Origin of the sequence: Mesorhizobium sp. M0664, assembly GCF_040320565.1 — a bacterium.
In the GTDB taxonomy this organism is placed as follows: domain Bacteria; phylum Pseudomonadota; class Alphaproteobacteria; order Rhizobiales; family Rhizobiaceae; genus Mesorhizobium.
The window spans coordinates 1-19,158 of record NZ_JAMYPW010000028.1; the positions used below are offsets into that span (position 1 = coordinate 1).

At 60.7% G+C, this 19,158-nt stretch carries 14 protein-coding genes and 1 pseudogene; 6 read left to right on the plus strand and 9 right to left on the minus strand.

Features of this window, described 5'->3' with window-relative positions:
- Positions 1-64 precede the first annotated feature (64 nt).
- The 5 genes and pseudogenes from NKI39_RS22115 to NKI39_RS22135 all read right to left on the minus strand — a co-directional run bounded on the left by NKI39_RS22115 (position 65) and on the right by NKI39_RS22135 (position 8,760).
- Entirely contained in the window at positions 65-751 is a 687-nt protein-coding gene (locus tag NKI39_RS22115) for a hypothetical protein (protein WP_352834360.1), read from the minus strand.
- A 356-nt stretch (positions 752-1,107) separates the two neighbouring features.
- Positions 1,108-5,634, minus strand: a complete 4,527-nt coding sequence (locus tag NKI39_RS22120) for a HEAT repeat domain-containing protein (protein WP_352834363.1) — start codon at positions 5,632-5,634, stop codon at positions 1,108-1,110.
- 359 nt (positions 5,635-5,993) lie between these two features.
- Positions 5,994-6,461: a Ros/MucR family transcriptional regulator gene (locus NKI39_RS22125; protein ID WP_352786908.1), complete on the minus strand. Its 468-nt coding sequence runs from the start codon at positions 6,459-6,461 to the stop codon at positions 5,994-5,996.
- Between the two features lie 225 nt (positions 6,462-6,686).
- Positions 6,687-8,006: pseudogene (locus NKI39_RS22130) on the minus strand (DUF2130 domain-containing protein).
- A gap of 136 nt (positions 8,007-8,142) precedes the next feature.
- Positions 8,143-8,760 carry a hypothetical protein gene (locus tag NKI39_RS22135; protein WP_352834366.1) on the minus strand — a complete coding sequence of 206 codons (618 nt, stop codon included), beginning with the start codon at positions 8,758-8,760 and terminating at the stop codon, positions 8,143-8,145.
- A gap of 39 nt (positions 8,761-8,799) precedes the next feature.
- Between NKI39_RS22135 and NKI39_RS22140 the strand changes: the two genes are divergently transcribed.
- On the plus strand, positions 8,800-9,015 hold the full coding sequence (locus NKI39_RS22140) for a hypothetical protein (protein WP_352834369.1): 216 nt from the start codon (positions 8,800-8,802) through the stop codon (positions 9,013-9,015).
- Here the strand turns inward: NKI39_RS22140 and NKI39_RS22145 are convergent.
- Both NKI39_RS22145 and NKI39_RS22150 read right to left on the minus strand, forming a co-directional pair.
- Complete coding sequence (locus NKI39_RS22145; RefSeq protein WP_352834371.1) at positions 8,974-10,017, minus strand: nucleotidyl transferase AbiEii/AbiGii toxin family protein; 1,044 nt, start codon at positions 10,015-10,017, stop codon at positions 8,974-8,976. The two genes, NKI39_RS22140 and NKI39_RS22145, sit on opposite strands and share 42 nt — an antisense overlap.
- Complete coding sequence (locus NKI39_RS22150; protein WP_352834374.1) at positions 10,014-10,679, minus strand: DUF6088 family protein; 666 nt, start codon at positions 10,677-10,679, stop codon at positions 10,014-10,016. The genes NKI39_RS22145 and NKI39_RS22150 overlap by 4 nt, the downstream gene beginning before the upstream one ends.
- A gap of 238 nt (positions 10,680-10,917) precedes the next feature.
- On the opposite strand from NKI39_RS22150, the gene NKI39_RS22155 reads away from it, so the two are divergent.
- Genes NKI39_RS22155 through NKI39_RS22165 form a run of 3 tightly spaced genes read left to right on the plus strand, consistent with a single transcriptional unit; the run spans position 10,918 to position 16,371 of the window.
- Positions 10,918-11,676 carry an ImuA family protein gene (locus tag NKI39_RS22155; protein ID WP_352834377.1) on the plus strand — a complete coding sequence of 253 codons (759 nt, stop codon included), beginning with the start codon at positions 10,918-10,920 and terminating at the stop codon, positions 11,674-11,676.
- Positions 11,591-13,114 carry a Y-family DNA polymerase gene (locus NKI39_RS22160; protein ID WP_352834379.1) on the plus strand — a complete coding sequence of 508 codons (1,524 nt, stop codon included), beginning with the start codon at positions 11,591-11,593 and terminating at the stop codon, positions 13,112-13,114. Before NKI39_RS22155 ends, NKI39_RS22160 begins: the two co-directional genes overlap by 86 nt.
- Positions 13,111-16,371 (plus strand): error-prone DNA polymerase, encoded by a 3,261-nt coding sequence (locus NKI39_RS22165; RefSeq protein ID WP_352834381.1) that lies wholly within the window; start codon positions 13,111-13,113, stop codon positions 16,369-16,371. Before NKI39_RS22160 ends, NKI39_RS22165 begins: the two co-directional genes overlap by 4 nt.
- A gap of 53 nt (positions 16,372-16,424) precedes the next feature.
- Here the strand turns inward: NKI39_RS22165 and NKI39_RS22170 are convergent, their stop codons facing one another.
- Together NKI39_RS22170 and NKI39_RS22175 are read right to left on the minus strand one after the other, a co-directional pair.
- Entirely contained in the window at positions 16,425-16,688 is a 264-nt protein-coding gene (locus NKI39_RS22170) for a hypothetical protein (protein WP_352834384.1), read from the minus strand.
- A 366-nt stretch (positions 16,689-17,054) separates the two neighbouring features.
- Positions 17,055-17,519, minus strand: coding sequence for a hypothetical protein (locus NKI39_RS22175; protein WP_352834387.1), 465 nt, complete (start codon positions 17,517-17,519; stop codon positions 17,055-17,057).
- A 606-nt stretch (positions 17,520-18,125) separates the two neighbouring features.
- On the opposite strand from NKI39_RS22175, the gene NKI39_RS22180 reads away from it, so the two are divergent.
- On the plus strand, positions 18,126-18,440 hold the full coding sequence (locus NKI39_RS22180; RefSeq protein ID WP_352834390.1) for an IPT/TIG domain-containing protein: 315 nt from the start codon (positions 18,126-18,128) through the stop codon (positions 18,438-18,440).
- 291 nt (positions 18,441-18,731) lie between these two features.
- Positions 18,732-19,133, plus strand: a complete 402-nt coding sequence (locus tag NKI39_RS22185; RefSeq protein WP_352834393.1) for a hypothetical protein — start codon at positions 18,732-18,734, stop codon at positions 19,131-19,133.
- The last annotated feature ends 25 nt before the right edge of the window (positions 19,134-19,158 follow it).

Genomic DNA, 19,158 nt, shown 5'->3' on the forward strand with positions numbered 1-19,158 from the left:
GCCTCCACTCCAGCCAGCATCTTGAATCACAAAACAGATAAATCTGGAATCCCCTTTGATTCCGTCAAAGGGGGAACCGCTCTAGATCGCGATCCGCCGTGCAAAGTTGCACGGTCTCGCGAGGAAATAGCGCAAAACTATGGATAAGGATCTCAAGCGAACGCAGGTCTGACAGTGCGTTGTATGCGTCCTCTCTTGAGTAACCGGGTCGCAAATTCAACAAAGTGAAAGCAGGGCTCCGCCCGTTCGGCACCGCAATTGAACTTGCGATCGCGAATACCAACAAAGATTTGCGTGGTACATCGAACCGATCTGCTGCATCGATGACGCTCGCAATGCAAGCCGCCACTCGCTTGCTACTAGTCGGTGCGCAGAGTGCCGGCGCAAGCTCAAGTAACATGGCATTTTTTCGACCGAAGCTTGCGCGGGCGTCTTCGATCAGGCCAAGCACACCTTCCAGACTCTTGGCTCCCACTACAATTTCTGCCTTGGGCAGAGCGCGCCTCAGCTTGCTCACCGCCTCGTCAATTTGCGCCCTGGCCTCATCGGAATCGGGGATGCGACGGCTGTTGCCTTCGAGAGCGCAAAGCAACGGATTGACGCGGATGGGACTGTCTTCGAACAGGTCGAGGAAATCCGGTTCGCGGCCCTTCTTAACGCCGCCTTCGAACCGGCTCACAATCTCGGTCATGACATTTCGGTCGATCAGAATTATGGAGTTGGACTTGATCGTCGCCAGAGCTGATGGCATCCATCCGCCTTTAACAAGCCCGATCGCTCACGACGTGAAACGGCTCTGAAGAGTGGTATTGACGTGAACCATCTCGCCAGGAGAGACACCGTCGAAATCCGTGTGAAGGACCTGCCCATTGTACATATCGAGCGGGATCGTGACAGGCAAATTAGGAGATGCTCCGACGAGCTCCGCATAGCTCCGCGGTTGGATATCGACGTCAGCGAAGCTGATCCTCCTGCCGGCACCGCCGTTGGGTCCTTCCGCCTCTGTGAAGCGGAACGTCCCGCCAGCCCCTGGCGGGGTTTCGACATCCGAAGTCATGAATGATGGTTCCGTGTTAAGAGACTTTCAGGTTCTAGCAGCAACGTTAGTCAGGCCAGCTTCTGCTTGCGCTGACGCAATGCCGAATTCGCGTAATGCTCAAATACTGCCGGCACGTCGTCCGAAAGAATGCTACCTAGCCAGAGCGGGTCTTCACTGTCGGTAAGAAGGTACGGATCGGCACCTTCCGCGACAGCAACCAGCAAGCTCCATTGTCGGTCGACCGATGTAGAGGGAAAAGCGCCCAGAAGTGACTGGATGTTGACTCCCTGGCGGTGACGTTCAAGTGCAATCAGAGCTGCATGTCTGACTTCGCTGTCGCTGTCGTGATCGGCGAGATGGCCGAGCTCTTTCGCGAGTGCTGCGATAGGCAGCCACATCGCCAGTTCGGCTGCGGCTCTGCGATCGGAGACGGTGCCGGTCATTCGCGCTGCGATGAGGCCTGAAACGCTGTCTGGGTCGAGGCGCCGCAATGCCCGCCCCGCCGCGTTCCGCAGCGAGTCTCTTTCGGTCGTGACTGCCGCATTAATCAGCTTCTCCGCCGCGATGTCGGGAGCGATCCGGACGAGGAGACGACACAGGTGGCGCTCGATCTGTGGATGGGAGAGCAGCGCGAGTTCGATCGCGTCGACAGCTCGCGCTGCATCGAATTTTGCCAAGCCTTCTATGGCGCGGAGAGGCTCCGTGGTCACGAATGAGCGCCCGGCAAAAGCCTTGTCGAGGATTTGCTCGCGCAACAACGGGTCGCCCGCTTCCGCAGCTATGTCATACGGACCATCGCGGAGAAACCGTCCGCGCTGACAGCGGTCAACGGCGGCGCTGACGCTCAGCTTCCTGGTCGCAGGATTGGCATAAAGGACGCGGATCACCTCGTCGTCATGCTTCCCGCTGGCCGTCGCAGCGTCCCGACCCTGCAGCCAGTTCCCAAGCAATTCCAAGCCGCGATCGCCGAGCCCGGCCAAGGCATTTATGCCCATCCAAGCATTCTTCGCCGTGTGGGCCATACGGAGGGCAAGTTGCGCGAAATCAGCCGACTGATCGCCTAGTTCCCGAAGCGCGATGCACGCATACAGCGCCACCTTGCCTTCCGACTCGGCTCGCTGGAGGACCAACCGCACGGCCGGAATCAGATCCGTGTCACCGCTCAACCAAGCAATCAGCAGCGCGATCACCAGCGACTCTTCGCTCGGCGCTGTGCTCTGTAGTATCCGCAGAGCTGGGTCCGTTAGCGCATTTGGCATCCGGCCGCGATGACTCCGAAGCTCCGCAAGGTTGGTCGGCACTTCAGCTATCCCGCTGTCTTGCAAGATGTCGACCAGAACTTCGTCTGCGCCGAGGGCCGCAAGCGCTGTTATCGATTGGTGGAACTCGGCATATGGATCGGATTCCAGTTTTCCGTTGGAATCACGCGGGACTGGGCGGCGAGCGATCACGCCGAGCCTTTCAATGATGCCGTCGTCCGCGCGAACGAATGCCCAATTCAGCCCACCGTGGCGAACCCAGAAATGTTCAGATTCCAGCTCCCGTTTGACCAACGTGGTGATTCCCTGACCGCTCATAAGGATCAAGACTCGACGCGCGCTCTCGCGAACGCGATCACGGTAGTTGCTATTGGTGCGCAGGCGGCTGCACGCGACTGCAGCAATCATCCGCTCCAATTCGCCTCCAGCCTTCTCCGAAAGGATTGCCAGCAGCTCAGGAGAGACGATGCGTCCGAGAAGATCCAGAGAGTGATAGAGCCAACCTGGATCGCCCTCGATGGATTCATCGAGACGGTCGTGCAGATCCTTTTCAAGCGCGCGAAGCATGAGCCTGAGCGTTGCCTCGTCCATTTCGTCAGGCCGCTCCCAGAAGAGATCTTCGATCAGGCGATGTGCGTTCGGTTCTGCTTCGGCAAGAATACGAATATGTTGTTGCGTCAATTCGGATTGCGCCCGCAATACGCCCGGAAGCCAGTGATTTCGGGTCAGATACCGCTCGAACTTCTCGACTTCGACGAGGCGTTCAATCGCGCCCTGTGGATCCAGGATCGACAAGGCATAGAGCGCCGCACCGCTCGCAGAATCTGCTGCCTGGGATAGGTGCTGGGTCACGAAGTCGAGGTTGCTACGATCCAAAAACCGCGCGATGCAATAGAGCAGGCTACGCGGCTTACTGGCACCAACTTTAGACATCAATACAGCCTTGGTCTCCTCCCATATCGCGAGCGCCTCGGGATGCTCCAGCCCGTTCAGCAGATATCCAAGCTCGGAAACAGGCTCCTTCTCCGCATCGGCTGCATGAATGCGCTTACGGAGCCATTCCGGGTCCAGCTCGAGGCCGGCACGCAGGGCCGTGGAGCTGGCCCTGTAGTCATCATGCCTTGAACCGTCTGTCTTGTCCTCGAGGGCATCCACGCGCTGCTGGTGGATTTCCCAGAGCCGATTGAGATGACGGATGTCGGGTGCGGCAGTGAGCACAGCGATGGCAACTGCCTGTGGGTCTTGGGACGATGAATGCAACAATGAATTGACGACATCCCCTAACTCGACATTGTCCTGCCGGGCGAGATTGGCGAAGGCCTTGCCGATTAACTTGGTCCGGTAGCCCCCGTCCGAGGCAGGGTGGTCGATTGCTTTCAGCCGCTCAAGAAGTATTGGGACGGCCCGCTGCCCGAGGGTCGGCAAGTGCTGAACATAGAGGTCCTCGCCGTAGCTTCCGAATTCCCGGCTGTCTTCCATTTGCGCGACAGTCTGGCCTAGGGCCTCGGAATTCTGCGCGTCCGCTGCCAGCAGCCAGAGCGTGTCCATCGGCACATAACCGAGCCCTCTGCGTTTAGGCTCACTCTCGTTGGCGAGGAAAGCGCCCAAGCTTTGGAGGGTCAATTGCTTGCGCTGGTATTGCCATACGAGAGACTTTGCTACCGCCCAATTGAGCAGGCGATCATGAGCAAACGCAACATCACCGCTTTCGCTGACACGAAGCCACCCGGCGGCATCCAGCCGCAAAGCCGCGTCGTCATTCAGTCCAATCTCATTCCACATCGGCCGGGGTAGAGGATAAGAGCCGTCCATCATGGAAACGGCGAGGGCGATTACGATCCCTTCGTCGCCGATCCGGCCCTTGGCGGCAATCCGCGCCCAGAATCCTTCGAATATCTCGTATTCGCTACGTGGGGCGCTTTGCACCGAGGCGTACGGAAGGTCTAGGTAGAGTCCGGCCAGTATCGGGTTGCGCAGCAGCGCCTTCAAGTCAGGCGGGAGATCCGTCCACCTTCGACCGCTTAACTTCAAAAGGCGATCAAGTTCGTCGACCGAGAACTCGCCGACGGCATGCACATGAACGACATCGCCATCGGTCATCTCCAGTGCCCGTGCCACGGCTTGCGGAACGGTTAAGACTAGGCGCATCCCCCAATCAGCCCAATCCTGACGAACGAGATCGCGCGCGATGTCGATATCCTGGACGTCGTCGATCGCCACGGTTAACCGGGAAGCAGAGCCCTCGCCTAGAAGTTCTCGCAGGAAATGCGATACCGCAACAAGGGATTTTTCGGAGGTGTCGCCAAGACCCGTTTGCCACACGTCGCGCGCCGCCTGCGCCAGAAGGTCTTCACACGTCTTGCCTGCAAGTACCAAGGTTGCGATCTGGCGCTCTTGCCCGAATGCCTCCAGCATCTGTCCGAGTTGCCACGTTTTTCCTGCGCCGCTTGCTCCCGCAATCAACAATATCGCCTTGTCTTCAGGCCAGTCAGGTATGGCACGCACGTCGCGGTCAGGTCGATATTTTAATCGGGCAAGCCGGCGGCGCGTTAACGAGCTCATCGTTTCGGCAAGTTCCGCCGCCTTACGCAGCCGCTCCGGATTGAGGCCCACATAACGGAACATAGAATCAATCCTGGCGGCATCGAATTGAGCTTCGCCGTTGCTCAATGTCTCGACAAGCACGCCGATCAGACGCTCTCGGATTCCGCGCTCGTCACCAAGGTCGGGTGCATAGCGCCGTAACAGCTTTTCCACATCGGTTGCGCGGGCGCTGCCGTCGACACCAAACTCCATCTCAAAATGCGACAAGAGATGAAACACGACCGCGCTTTCGTCGGTAGCCGGTTGTTGAGACCCGGCTCGTGTCACTGTAACGATGTGGTCGAAGAACTCGCGGTTGGTACCGGCCTGATCCTTGGCGAAACTTAGCTTCTCGACATCGTCGAGGTCATCTGGTCCGGCTGCCGACTTTAAGTCGGCGAGAAAGGCGTTGAACGGGTTCAGCTTGCCAGGGCGCCCATCGGTCACGAAGCGATAGCAGGCATTCGCCGGACGCGATGGCGGTACGGCTTTGCGGAGATCGCTCAGGACAGATTCAATGCCAGCAAGTGGCCATGTGCCATCCTCCCGAGTTTTGTATTGTTCAACGAGGTAGAGACCGATTGCTTCTGCCCGCGCGTCTCCACCGCGACGAGGTTCCAACACAAGACATGCATCCTTGATCTCGCGGCCGTCCAGGTTTCCAGAAAGCGTGACATCAGCCAGCCAGCCAAGGTGTTGAATGATTTGATAGAGAAAGCCGTTTATCGCAGCGGGTCCGCCGGCCTGCGTCATATCTGCACCTTGTAAGTGACATCGATTGAGAGCCGGGACTGCACAAACACAGCACTGCTGATGACGCTTGTTTGCCAATGCGCATGACAGCGGTCAAGCTAGCGATCTACACAATTGACAATCTTCGGGATGTGCTGTCGTCGAAATGTCGGCTTTCAGGTAACCGCAAAACTGAAGTCTATGACCGACATTAGGCGCGAAGCTCACCCCCGCCCGTTTTCGATTTTAGTCTCGCACCAAAACTTGAGAGTGTCTGATCGGCAACCCTTGGTAGCGTTCAACCCAGCTTCGCCTGTGGAAGGCTGGTTACTCCCGCCTATTTTGTGTCCGGGCTACATAGGCCGATGGATCTGCAGCAATCAGGCCGCGGTCTTCTTGCGCGTCCGCTTCACCGGCGCCGGTTTTTCCGGTTCTTTCGGCTTTCGGCCGAGCCCCATCGTCTTGGCCAATGCCGAGCGCGCTGCGGCATAGTTCGGCGCGACCATCGGGTAGTCCGCTGGCAGGGCCCATTTGGTGCGATATTCGTCGGGCGTCAGGTTGTAGTGGGTCGCGAGATGGCGTTTCAACGACTTGAACTTCTTCCCGTCCTCAAGGCTGACAATGTAGTCCGGAGTGACCGATTTCTTGATCGGCACGGCAGGCTTGAGAGCCCCGGACTTATCCGGCGCAGCACCGCCGCCGGCGGTGCCCTTCAATGCGGCGTGGATCTGACTGATGAGGGCCGGCAAGTCACCGACCGGAACCGGATTGTTCGAGACATAGGCCGAGACGACGTCGGCAGTGAGTTCGATCAGGTTGTCGGCATTGCTTTCAGCTTCTTCTGTCACGAAACTCTCCTGGCGGCTTGAAACACAGTCGGCGAAATTGTCCGTTTCATAGTGGCGGTTGGCGCCAAACGCAACGAATGCATTGGGCACTATTGCGATGCCTGTTCGGCACAGCGGTCATGGCAACGCATCCCGCGTCGTGCGCGTGTTGGTCCGTCCCCTGTTCGTCTGGGCAAGCCGTTCCAGATTGCCAATCGTTTTTCTGTTGAGCTGCATGCCGATTGCCTATTCGGCATCGGGCAGAGATGCTTCGATGGCCAGAACCTCCAAGCCCTCAATTTCTTGCATCACCTTTCCAGCGATACCTTGCAAATCGCCGTACATCCCGACGGTCGATTCGATTACGACTTGTATTTGAGCTTCCCGTTTCGCCCACAGGCGTGTTGTGGCCTTGCGTTCCTTGGCCAGGTCCTCCTGCATATCAGAGAACTTTTCGACGATCGCCTCGACGCGATGGCGGAACCGGGGGCCGGTCAGATAGCCATAGACCTGCTCCATTTTGGTGGCTTGGCCGTCCTGGGCGAGGCGGGAGTTCGCCAGCTCGATGAGTGATTGTCGCAGGATGATTGCGATCGGCATCGCGCATTTGGGATGGGCGACATAGACCCCGTCTAGAAGATCGAAGGTTTCCACACCGGGAGGCAGAGCTTCCGAGATCATCAGCGCGATATCCGCCTTCGCCGCCCGCTGATCGGCCCTGAGCTTTCCCAGCCAACCCTGGCTCCAGTTCTTGGTGCGTTTCGATTCCCACAAAATGGCGCCGCATGGCTGGCCGGCCGGTCCGACCACGCGGTGCAGGACATCTCCGCCGAACTCACCCTTGGCAACCGGTTCAATGACGTCCATCGGGAACCGGCCGGCAATGAGGGTTTCCAGCTCGAGCTCCAGCACCTCGCCCTGGAGCTGCTGGGAGCCCTGTTCCGCACGGCGCTTCAGCTCCTCAATTTGACGCTGCATGCCGGCGATCTGTTCTTCTTTTTCCGCAACCTTCATCTTAAGGCCGTCTTCGGCTTCCGACCTCGCCTTGACGCGAACGGCGTCCAATCCTTCCTGGATCTTCCTCTCGATGGTCAGCGCCATCTCTCGCTTTTCGTCGTCGAGCGCACGCTGCTTTTTCAGGAATTCCGCCTGTTGCTGCTGGGCCTCGGTGAGCTTTTCGTCGCGCGCCTTCAACGTCGCCTCCAGCTCGGCAAGCTTCTTATCCTTGTCCTCCAGGTCTACCGAAAGCAGCAATTTTGCCTTGCGGGCTTCCTCGACCGCGATCCCGGCACGCTCAAGCTTGATTTGCTCTGCCACCTGGTTGGCGATCTCCTCTCTGGCGGCGGCGATCTCGGCCTGCTGGCGCTTGAGCTCCTCTTCTCTGGCAGCCATCGATGACTTGCTCTGCGTCAGGCGCATTTCCTATTCTTCACGCGTGGCGGCAATCAAAGGGGCGGCGAGCGACTCATTGAGCTTGATTTCCGTCTTGCAGTTTGGGCAGCTGATCGTCGGTTCATTGGGAATCCTGTCCCCCTGCAGCATGGTGTTGGTGGGCTGGATGGTCATCTGCGCGCTGCTCCCTAAGGAATCTTTTTTAGGACACGCCAGACTATATCTCGCCACGCGTTTTCGGAAAAGAACAAAGAGTGAACTTATGGGTAATCCCCGCCTCTCCCGCTGTTCCGCCCGAGCTCGCTCATGACTAGATTTTCTGGCGCTCCATCTCCGCCAACATCTCACGGGCAAACTCGTCGATCGTCACATAGTCCTGCAGAAGCTGGGCGTGGAACACGGCGCGGGGAGACTTGTCCGTGACCGAGTGGGTCATCCATGGTCGCCAAATGCCCAGGACCCTCTGCTCCGCCTGCAGCTTGTCGTAGAGCTCGAAATCCCGCTTCTGGATGGCATCGCCACTCGCCTTCTCGAGTTCGTTGTACCTGTCGACTGTCTCGGGCGTGACGATAAAGGGCGGGATGTACAGGGGTATCCGGTGAGCGAGGCTGTCGCGGAACCCTTTGAGATGCTCGTCTATCCAGCCTTGACGCTTGCCGAAATAGGCAAGGAACTCCTTGCTAAAGGAAGCGCGGACTTCCTTGCTTTTCGGGCCGAGGCCTACTCGGAGAGGTTCGAGCTCCTTGCTCTCGGCGTTGAGGACCGCCTTCTCGCAGACCCAGATCCAGGCCAAATTATCGAGACACCTGAACGCGTTCATTACGAATGCCTGGATAGTCAGCGTCGCGTCGACGACCGTGTCCTTCTCGGGGATTTCGTCCAGCTCTGGGGGGAGCTTCTCGAACACGACGTCAACAGCCCTGACCATGGTACCAAGGCGCCGCGAGAACCCATGATATGCGAACTCGTGGCCACGCTCGGTTTGATACTTGCGACCAAGAAAGCGATCCCGCAGTTCAGCGAACTGCCGATGCATGTCCTCTCGGCCAGCGTGAAGTTTTTCGATGTCCTCGGGTTTGAAGTAGCAGACCATTTGCTCGACAACGCCTTGATGATGCCCCCCGGCGATGTGGCCAGGCAACTAGGAATGGGTGTTGATGTCCTGCTCAATCTGCCGTGCTGATTCCAGAATGTCATCGAAGGTCGGCGGCGTGCCGAAGATCATGGCCGTCGTATTGGCATAGTCGCGCGCGAGCGCGGCTTCCATCTCGGGCGCCGGCGCGATCGCGAAGCTGCCCGGGACTGCTGAGGCGAGGTCATAGTCGGGACGGTCGAAAAACATTCGTGCGTGCCGCACACAATCGGCGCCAAGATCGAGATCGCCGAGCGCGGCCTTTCCGGTCTCGGATCCGAGAAGACAGTGCAGGTCATAATAGTGCCGAGACACCCGTTGGCCTTCCTGCCGCAGTTCGCCGCGCCGCTCGTACCAGCGGCGCAATCCATGGGCGATCACCACTTTGTCCCAAAAGGTGCGGGTCGCCTCGATCGTGGTCACGTCGGCGACGGTGAGATCAATGCCTGCCGCTTCCTCCGCGACATAGGGCGTAATCGTGATGGGGCGATTGGGATCGAGCGCCGATTTCGCCCCGGACTCGAGGCGTATGAGCGGTCGCACATAGGCGCCATCACGCGGCTCGACCTCGGGATACCAGAGCAGCAGGGTCTGATCATCGGCATCGGCTTCGTCGACTTCCACCCGGCCGGCACCGTTCGTCATGTCGGCAAGTTGAGCGGTGAGGAAGGCTCGCAGCGGGCCGGTGATATACGCACGGCAGGCGTCCCGGATGGCGTCGAGCTTGGCGCGGCGCTTCTTGTTCGACAGTTCCTCAAGCTCTTCGACGGAGGCAGCCTCGTCGAGATCGTCGCGGAACACGGTAACGTCGATGTCCTCGGAAAAACGCTGGATTAGGCCATAGCCTTTTGACAGCGACGTCCCGCCCTTGAAAAGCAGCCGTGGCTCCCCCGCAGGCCGTTCGTGGTAAAGCGAATTGAGGGTCCAGCAGACCCAGAAATCCTTTTCGACATTGCCCACCGGAGTTCCGATCCGATTGGCCGTGGCGAGGAACAGGTCGAGCCGGTCACGTGGGGATGCCGCGATGATCTGGCGGTAAGCATCGGTACTCATGGCTTCGCCTCGTGCGGGTCCGCCCTCAGGATTTCGCGGAGGAACTCCTGCATCCAGATCGGCACGGCGGAGAGACCGGCGCGCAGATCCTCGCGAATGGCCTCGCCGTGCTTGGGGTCGGCAAACAGGCGGCGCAACGTCGCCTGGATACGCTTCCGTTCGCCCTTCTGGGTCAGCAGGTCCTGCATCCAATGCAAGGCCTGGACGACCCGCATCCCCGGCCGATCCGCCCAATAGAGGCGGCTAGGGGCAGCGTATTTGAAGTGGATTTCCTGCGTGCCGAGCTTGATTGGCTTCAACCGCGCATCGACCAGCACTTCTATCCGGGCGGGGACGGCGGTCGTCAGGCCGAGGTCGTTGGCGGCCGTCATACCATCGATGACGGCGCGCGCTCGATCGCGGCGCGTGACGGCGCGGATCACAGCGCGATAATCCGGCACTGTGGCGCGGCCAGTCAGGTTGTTCGTGCGCGGCCGGTCATAGAGGCCTCGGTCGATCCGGCGCAGCTCCCCAGCGGCTGCCAGGCGCTGCAGGGTTTTGTCCACGGCGGCGCGCGCGCCGAGATCGGCGAAGTCGCCGGGGGTCCAGACCTCGTCGGGTTTGGACCCAATGCGGGCAAGCAGGCGTGAGCGAAGATCGGTATCGGGCTCAACGATGGGCATGTCCGAAATATGCGACAAGTTTCGGACAAAGGCAAGGTAAGAGTCCGAAATATGCTACAATTTTCGGACACCGGCGCCCCAAACTCCAAAAATGGAACTCGCATTTTCGCATCGAAGGATACGGACCGAGCATCGAATGCCTCCTTCCGCAGGGGCACGACATCATCCCGGTTGACTCTTAACCGAGACGAGAACAAATGTAGAACATATCCCAGGCTTTCCGCGTTTCAAGGGTCAGATGAGTGTATCGGCGCCCCCTGCTGCCATTTCCGACCTTCGAGAACGCATCGCGCGCCTCGAAGGTGGAAATGCACGCGAGCGTACGGTTTTGCCGTTCGGAGTGGCCGCGATTGACAGGGTTCTGCCGGGAGGGGGATTGGCTTTTGGTGGTCTGCACGAGGTCGCGGGCGGCGGCAATGGCGCCGTGGACGGCGCGGCTGCGGCACTCTTCGCTGCCGGTATTGCCGCGCGCACGGTCGGCAAGGCGCTGTGGTGCGTTACCCGGCCCGATCTTTTCGCGCCGGCAATCGAACAGGCCGGCCTTCCCCCGGGAAGGGTGATCTATGTCGAGGCTGGCGACGAGAAATCTGTTCTCGCCTGTTTCGAAGAGGGCCTTCGTGGCGGGTTTGGCGCTGTTGTTGCCGAGATAGCCCGGCTTTCGATGACGGCCTCACGGCGGCTTCAGCTTGCCGCCGAAAGCTCCGGCGCCATCGGCATCGCCATTCGCCGCTGGCGTCGGCAGACGGAGGCCACGGACTTTGGCCAGCCAACCGCCTCAGAAACCCGGTGGCGGGTGTCCGTCCTGCCGTCGACACCATTGCCCGTTCAGGGGATTGGACGCGCGCGCTGGCATCTCGAACTGATCCGATGCCGGGCCGGAGAGAGTGCAGATTTCATAGTGGAGGCTTGCGATGCCAAGGGTCGTATCGCTCTTCCTTCCGATGTGGCCGACAGACCGTTTCAGAAGGAAATCGGGCGACGCCGCGCCTCCGCCTGAGACGCCGCTCGTCCTCATCGGCCGTGACGGGCGCCGCCGTGTCGTGCTTGCCGCTGATGCTGCAGCCCACGCAGCGGGCCTGCGCATCGGCATTCCGGCGAGCAAGGCGCAGGCGCTGGTCCCGGGCCTGATCGTCCATGATGCCGAGCCCGATGCCGACGCCATGGCGCTCGAGCGGTTGGCGCTGTGGGCGTTGCGCCGCTACGCGCCAATCGTCAAGGCCGATCCGCCGGACGGCCTCGTCATCGACACGACCGGCGCCGACCATCTGCATGGCGGCGAGGCGGCAATGCTTGCCGAGATGGTAGATCGGCTTGCCGCTGCCCGCATTACAGCCCGGGCGGCGGTCGCCGATAGCTGGGGGGCGACCCACGCGCTGGCGCGCTTCGGCACCCGGGCCACGATCGTTGTGCCAGCTGGCAAGACAGCCCAGGCGATCCTGCCATTACCGATCGCGGCGCTTCGCCTGCCCGCCGCGACGATCGACAGCCTAAGGCGGCTGGGATTCGAGACAATCGCCGACCTCGCCGGCACGCCGCGCGCGTCGCTCGCTCTGCGTTTCGGACCGGAACCCGGTCGCCGCCTCGACCAGGCGTTTGGGAGGGTGAGCGAACCGATCGAGCCGAACCGGCCGGAGGAGATCGTTGAGGTACGCCGCAATTTTGCCGAACCGATCGGCGCGCCAGAGACGATCGCCCGCTATACAGGCAAGCTGGTGGCGGAACTCTGCATTGACCTTGAGACGCGGGGGCTTGGCGCGCGCCGGCTCGATCTTCTGTTCTTCCGTGTCGACAATCGCATCGAGGCGATCCGTGTCGGCACAGCAACGCCGGTTCGCGACACGAAGCGCATGACCCGGCTCCTCACCGACAAGATCGAGACGATCGACCCGGGATTTGGCATCGAGCAGATGCGGCTAGCCGCGACTGCCGCCGAGCCGCTGCGGGCGAAACAGACGATCTCTTCACTTGCCGAGGCGCCGGAACCTGATGTCTCGGATGTGATCGACATCCTCGCCAACCGTGTCGGCGAGGACCGGCTCTATCGCTTCGCCCCCGTGCAGAGCGACGTTCCCGAACGCTCCGTTCAGCGCATTGCCCCGATGGCGCCTGATACCGGCGAGGGCTGGCCGGGCCATTGGCCGCGACCGTCGCGGCTGCTGCCGCGGCCCGAGCCGATCGAGACGGTAGCACTTCTTCCCGACCATCCGCCCGTGACCTTCACCTGGCGCGGGGTGCGCCGGCGCGTGAAGCGGGCGGACGGTCCGGAACGCGTGTTCGGGGAATGGTGGAAGCGCGATGCCGAGCTCGCGGCGGTGAGGGACTATTTCCAGGTCGAGGACGAGAGCGGCGAGCGCTACTGGGTCTACCGCGCCGGTGACGGCGAAGACGCCGCGACCGGATCGCATAAATGGTTCATGCACGGGATCTTCGGATGACAGGCGCCACCCGATATGCCGAGTTGCAGGTCACCTCGCATTTCTCGTTCCTGCGTGGAGCATCATCCTGCGAGGAGCTGTTTGCACAGGCCGCACTGCTCGGCATTGAAGCGCTCGCTGTCGTCGATCGCAATTCGCTTGCCGGCATCGTTCGCGCCCATGAAGCGGCAAAGACGACAGGCGTCCGGCTGATCGTCGGCTGCCGTCTCGATCTCGCCGACGGCATGTCGGTCCTGGTCTATCCGACCGACCGGCCGGCCTATTCGCGCCTCTGCCGCCTGCTTTCGCTCGGCAAGGGCCGGGCCGGCAAGGCAAAATGCCATCTCGAATGGGATGATGTCATCGCCTATGGCGAAGGACTGATCGCGGTCCTGGTGCCGGATGAAGCCGATGATCTTTGCGCCGTCCGGCTGCGGCGGCTGCGCGAGGCTTTCGGCGATCGCGCCTATCTGGCGCTCACCTTGCGCAGGCGTCCGAACGACCAGCTCCGGCTTTACGAGCTGGCTAACCTCTCGGCCGCGATGCGCGTGCCTACCGTCGTCACCAACGATGTGCTTTTCCACGAACCGGCCCGCCGCATGTTGCAGGATGTCGTCACCTGCATTCGCCACAACGTCACCATCGACGATGCCGGCTTCCGGCGCGAACGTCATGCCGACCGGTATCTCAAACCGGGCGATGAAATGGCGCGGCTGTTTAGCAATTATCCTGAGGCCCTGGCGCGCACGGTCGAAATCGCCGACCGCTGCCGTTTCTCAATGGACGAGCTCGCCTACCAATACCCGGAGGAAAAAACGATGCCGGGCCTCACGGCGCAGCAGGCGCTGGAAAAATTGACCTGGGAAGGTGCGGCCCGCCGTTACCCCGAGGGCTTGCCCGACAAGGTGATCAAGATCCTGAAGCACGAGCTGCGGCTGATCGAGACGCTCAAATATGCGCCGTACTTCCTGACCGTCAACTCGATCGTCCGCTTCGCCCGCAGCCAGGACATCCTCTGCCAAGGCCGCGGCTCGGCCGCCAATTCAGCGGTCTGCTATGTGCTCGGCATCACCTCCATCGATCCCGAACGCAACAACCTCCTGTTCGAGAGGTTCGTTTCGCAGGAACGGCGCGAGCCGCCCGACATCGATGTCGATTTCGAGCATGAACGGCGCGAGATCGTCATGCAGTGGGTCTACGAGACCTACGGTCGCGATCACGCAGCATTGTGCTCCACGGTTATTCGCTATCGCACCAAAGGTGCTGTCCGCGATGTCGGCAAGGCGCTCGGCCTGCCCGAGGACATGACCAAACTTCTGTCCTCGCAGGTCTGGGGCCATGGTGAAGCAGTCGACGAGCAGCGCGCCGGCGAGCTCAATCTCAATCTCGGCGATCGCCGACTGCGGCTGACCCTTGAACTCGCCACGCAACTTGCCGGCACGCCGCGTCATCTCTCGCAGCATCCGGGCGGCTTTGTCCTGACGCATGACCGGCTCGACGATCTCGTGCCGATCGAGCCGGCGGCGATGAAGGATCGCCAGGTCGTGGAGTGGGACAAGGACGACATCGACGCGCTGAAATTCATGAAGGTCGACGTGCTGGCGCTCGGAATGCTGACCGCGATGAAGCGTTCCTTCGATCTCCTGTCCGAGCACAAATGCATCGCCCTCGATCTGGCGACGATCCCAGCCGAGGATCCGCGCACCTATGCGATGATCCGCAAGGCCGACACGCTTGGCGTGTTTCAGATCGAATCCCGGGCGCAGATGTCGATGCTGCCGCGCATGAAGCCCAGGACATTTTACGACCTTGTCATCGAGGTTGCGATCGTTCGACCTGGTCCGATCCAGGGCGACATGGTCCATCCCTATCTTCGCCGGCGCGACGGGACGGAAGAGGTGACGTTTCCGACGCCGGAGCTCGAGCGCGTGCTCGGCAAGACGCTCGGCGTGCCGCTGTTTCAGGAGCAGGCGATGCAGGTCTCCATGGTCTGCGCCGGCTTTTCCGCCGGCGAGGCCGATCAGCTGCGCCGCGCCATGGCCACCTTCAAGCACACTGGCGGCGTCTCGAAATTCCGCGACAAGCTGATCAACGGCATGATCGCCAACGACTACACCCCGGAGTTCGCCGAAAAGACGTTTTCACAACTCGAAGGGTTCGGCAGCTACGGCTTTCCCGAAAGCCACGCCGCCTCCTTCGCTCTGATCGCCTACGCCTCGTCCTGGGTGAAATGCTGGCATCCCGATGTCTTTTGTACCGCGCTTCTGAATTCGCAACCGATGGGTTTTTATCTGCCGGCCCAGATCGTGCGTGATGCTCGCGATCATGGCGTCGAGGTGCGCCCGGTCTGCGTCAATGCCAGCCGCTGGGATTGCACGCTTGAGCAGACTAATGACGAAGATCGCTTCGCTGTCCGGCTCGGCCTGCGCATGGTGAAGGGCCTTGCCAATGATGACGCGGCCGCGATCGTCGCTGCACGGGCCGACGAGCCCTTCGCCTCGGTCGACGATCTGTGGCGCCGCGCCGGCGTGCCGGCGGCGTCGCTTGTGCAGCTCGCCGAGGCCGACGCATTTCTGCCGGATATGAATCTTGCCCGCCGCGATGCGCTCTGGGCGATTAAGGCGTTACGCGATGAACCTTTGCCGCTGTTCGCGGCCGCCACGTCCCGTGAACAGAAAACGGCGCCTGAGATCCAGGAGCCTGTCATCACGCTCAGGCCGATGACGGCCGGCCGCGAGGTTGTCGAGGATTATGGCCATGTCGGACTGACCTTGCGCAGCCACCCTGTTTCGTTCCTGCGTGCCGATCTTCGTCGCCGTCGCATCGTGACCTGTGAGGAGGCCATGCGGGCCCGAGACAGAAGCTGGCTTGAGGCAGCCGGCCTGGTACTGGTCCGGCAGCGGCCGGGCTCGGCCAAAGGCGTCATGTTCCTCACCATGGAGGATGAGACCGGAGCTGCCAACGTCGTCGTCTGGGTCAAGGTGTTCGAGAAGTTTCGGCGCGTGCTTCTCTCGTCGGCCATGCTGGGCGTGCGCGGCCGCATCCAGCGGGAAGGGGAGGTGGTGCATCTCGTCGCCCACGAGTTGACCGATCTTTCGGCCGAACTCGCCAGCGTCGGAAACCGCGACACGCCATTTCCATTGCCACACGGCCGCGGTGACGAGGCCTATCATGGCGGATCGGGCATCGATCCGCGCGGCATGCCGAAGGGGCGCGACATCGTCGATGCCTATGACCATATCGACCATATCAAGCTCAAGACGCGCGACTTCCGGTAGCGCTTCCGGACGGCCACTTCAGCAGCATGTTGTGCACCCTATTGTCGGCACGGTTAACGGCCGATTGGCAGCAGGTCACCCCATGCCGGATCCCAAATGTCGTCGCTCTCAAGCGCAACGACTGCCCGCACCTTTTTAAAGTCGGCGAGCACCTCCACGGCCGGACGCCGCCCCGTTTCCCGAGCCGCGGCGTAGCCGGTGTATTGGTGACCGTCCGGCTCAAACCACTCCAACGATTCCACGGTAGCCATGGCGTCGCCCTTGCGGCTGCGCGAGATGCGAATGATCGTGATCCCATCCTCGGCGCTCGCGTCCATGGAGACACGCTGCCAACGTCAATGCCCCGTTTGTCTGGTGGGCCAAATGGTCGAGAAGCGTCACCTGTTTTGGCCCAAGAGGAACAGTGCGGCGTCGTTCACAAGCAGACACGTGAACCACTCGATGCGCAGCGGTTCTGGCCGCTGGCCGAGCATGGCGGCAAAGCTTTCCTGGATCTGCGAACTTGTCTGGTCGCCCGCTTGGAAGTCTTCGACGAGCCAGTAACGCTGAGTGATGCCATGGAGCCCTCACTTCTTGTTTCCTCCAGCGGAACGATGGGCGGGATAGCGCGGGAAAACAACACCGGACAACTACGCGGCATTAAGCAACGAGCATGTGCTGGGATCGGCTGTAGGGACGGCTGTCTACCAGCCGGAATTTTCAAACCTGCCGCCGTCTTCCGCTGATCTGCTCGGTACCCTTGCACGCTCATCGTTCCCGACCGAGCCAAGCTTTCTGCCGCCGTTCAAGCCGATCGGCTTCACGGATGCCGCCTGCTTCTCGATCGGGCGGGCGGCAGCAGCAGAGGTCGTGCAGATCGGTCCGATCACGGGGTCAGCGGTTCCCCAGCTGAATGACCGGGTGCGGAAACGTGGCAGGACGACATTGTTGACACATGGGGTAAGTCTGCCGACAGAAATGCCGCCGACGACAACTGGATAGCGCGCCAGATCTGCTTCGATCTGCGGATCGCGCTGAACGATCGTGATTGGGATTCCCGATATATCGGTGGGGATTCCGGGTGGGACATTCTCCAGATCCGAGACCAGGACGCGAAGGACGACCTCGTCGGCTATCACTCCGTCCTGTTCTCTCAGGCCGACATCCACACCCCGGACTCCGGGAATGCCCATAACCATCGGGATTAAGGCACTTTGCGCAGCGAGCAGTTCGGGGGGATATCCATTGCCACCTCGCACTGATTCCCAAAGGGGATATCAGATTAACGCCTCGTTTCAGACCGGTTGCGTGTACCTCTTGAACACGCCATACGCCTGCCTTGTCGGTTTCAGCCAAAGGACGCACGAGAGTAGTCGGCGCACTGAATGTGACGGTCGCCCAGGAATTCTCTGCGCCGAGCCACTTGGTGTTAGTCCAAAACGCCGTCTCAGTTCTGCTCAGAGGCGGAATCCTGTATTGCTCGAACCCGCCGTTTGCCCACAAGTCCGAGTCCAGGCTGGTAAGCTCGGCCATGCTCGGGAGCTGCCGTCCCATTTCACCGATAGGGCCTCCTTGGCCGAGCGTCGCGCAGCGGTCATCACGGCGATCGGAGCCTATGAGAACCGCGGGTCAATCCTGAGCAATCAGTTCGAAGTCAGAGTCGACTCCAACCTGTCCACCGAATGGAGCAACAGCGGGGATTCCGGCTCGCTCGTGGTCAGAAAAACTCAGCGGCGAGGTAGTCGGGCTCCATTGGGGCGGGACGGGAGGCACGTATGGTTTGCGAGCGACAAAGAAACGACCGCTGCGGAACTGGGTATCTCATTCTTCTGGCCATCCCGCAGGTGTCGTCGATATCGCCTTCCCAATGCAATTCACATCGTGGCGATCAGGTGGACATCGACGGCATTGGCTTTCAGCTCGCCTCAGCCGTGTCGTTTGGTGGCGTGGCCGCCCTGTCGTTCGAGGTCCAGAGTGACCAGCGGATCGTCGCTATTGTGCCGCCTGGAAACGGCGTCGCGACGGCAATCGTGAACGCTCCCGGCGGCAGTTCGGACCCGTTGATCAGCGCGTCCATCGCATATTTTTGACCGGAAATTCATTCGCGGGCGCGCGATGAAGCGACCAAGCGATGGGCGTTTCTGAATTTGCGACGGAAGCTCGTCGAGAGCATAGATTTTTAGGCAATACTTAATGAAACGCGCCAACCGACGAGCCTAAACCTTTGTCTTACTGGTATTGCTTTCGCCCCCAAATCACCAACAAATATTTTCTTGGCGATGGATTGACGATTTGGATTGCTCAAACGCCGAATTCTGTAATACGCTTCCCATGGGGAATGTGGAGGGGCCTTTGTTCTTCGTATTGTGGAGAGGCCCATCATGCACCCGAATCTCACTTTCGGCCCGCTGCTCACGCCGCAAGGCAGGAATCTGGCCTCCAGATCAACAAACCCCACGATGCCTTACACCGGCCAGGATTTTGCCGTCCAGTCGACGGACTGGAACGCTAGCATCCTCGTCGCCGGGCCGTACAGCGAGGCCGGCAAGATCACCGGCGACCGCAACGGCAACGTCACGGTTTGGCAAGGAGAGGAGCAGGTCGACGGGCTTGTGCCAGCGTTGACCCTGGCGCACATCGTCAATATTCCGCCGAACGAGATAGCTCCCGGCACATACACGTTTCACGTCTTCATCAACGCACGGTGGGTGGCGGGAACTTCAGTGGAGTCAAACTCTTTCAACACCTACACCTTCGACGGCGGCATCGGCCTCGGTTTCTGAACTTCGCGTGGAAGCGGTCGCGACA

Coding starts and splice junctions, on each gene's coding strand:
- NKI39_RS22115 (WP_352834360.1), bottom strand. CDS start 751: ATGCCATCAGCTCTGGCGACGATCAAGTCCAACTCCATAATTCTGATC.
- NKI39_RS22120 (WP_352834363.1), bottom strand. CDS start 5,634: ATGACGCAGGCCGGCGGACCCGCTGCGATAAACGGCTTTCTCTATCAA.
- NKI39_RS22135 (WP_352834366.1), bottom strand. CDS start 8,760: ATGGTCAGGGCTGTTGACGTCGTGTTCGAGAAGCTCCCCCCAGAGCTG.
- NKI39_RS22145 (WP_352834371.1), bottom strand. CDS start 10,017: ATGAGTACCGATGCTTACCGCCAGATCATCGCGGCATCCCCACGTGAC.
- NKI39_RS22150 (WP_352834374.1), bottom strand. CDS start 10,679: ATGCCCATCGTTGAGCCCGATACCGATCTTCGCTCACGCCTGCTTGCC.
- NKI39_RS22155 (WP_352834377.1), top strand. CDS start 10,918: ATGAGTGTATCGGCGCCCCCTGCTGCCATTTCCGACCTTCGAGAACGC.
- NKI39_RS22160 (WP_352834379.1), top strand. CDS start 11,591: ATGCCAAGGGTCGTATCGCTCTTCCTTCCGATGTGGCCGACAGACCGT.
- NKI39_RS22165 (WP_352834381.1), top strand. CDS start 13,111: ATGACAGGCGCCACCCGATATGCCGAGTTGCAGGTCACCTCGCATTTC.
- NKI39_RS22170 (WP_352834384.1), bottom strand. CDS start 16,688: ATGGACGCGAGCGCCGAGGATGGGATCACGATCATTCGCATCTCGCGC.
- NKI39_RS22180 (WP_352834390.1), top strand. CDS start 18,126: ATGGTTTGCGAGCGACAAAGAAACGACCGCTGCGGAACTGGGTATCTC.
- NKI39_RS22185 (WP_352834393.1), top strand. CDS start 18,732: ATGCACCCGAATCTCACTTTCGGCCCGCTGCTCACGCCGCAAGGCAGG.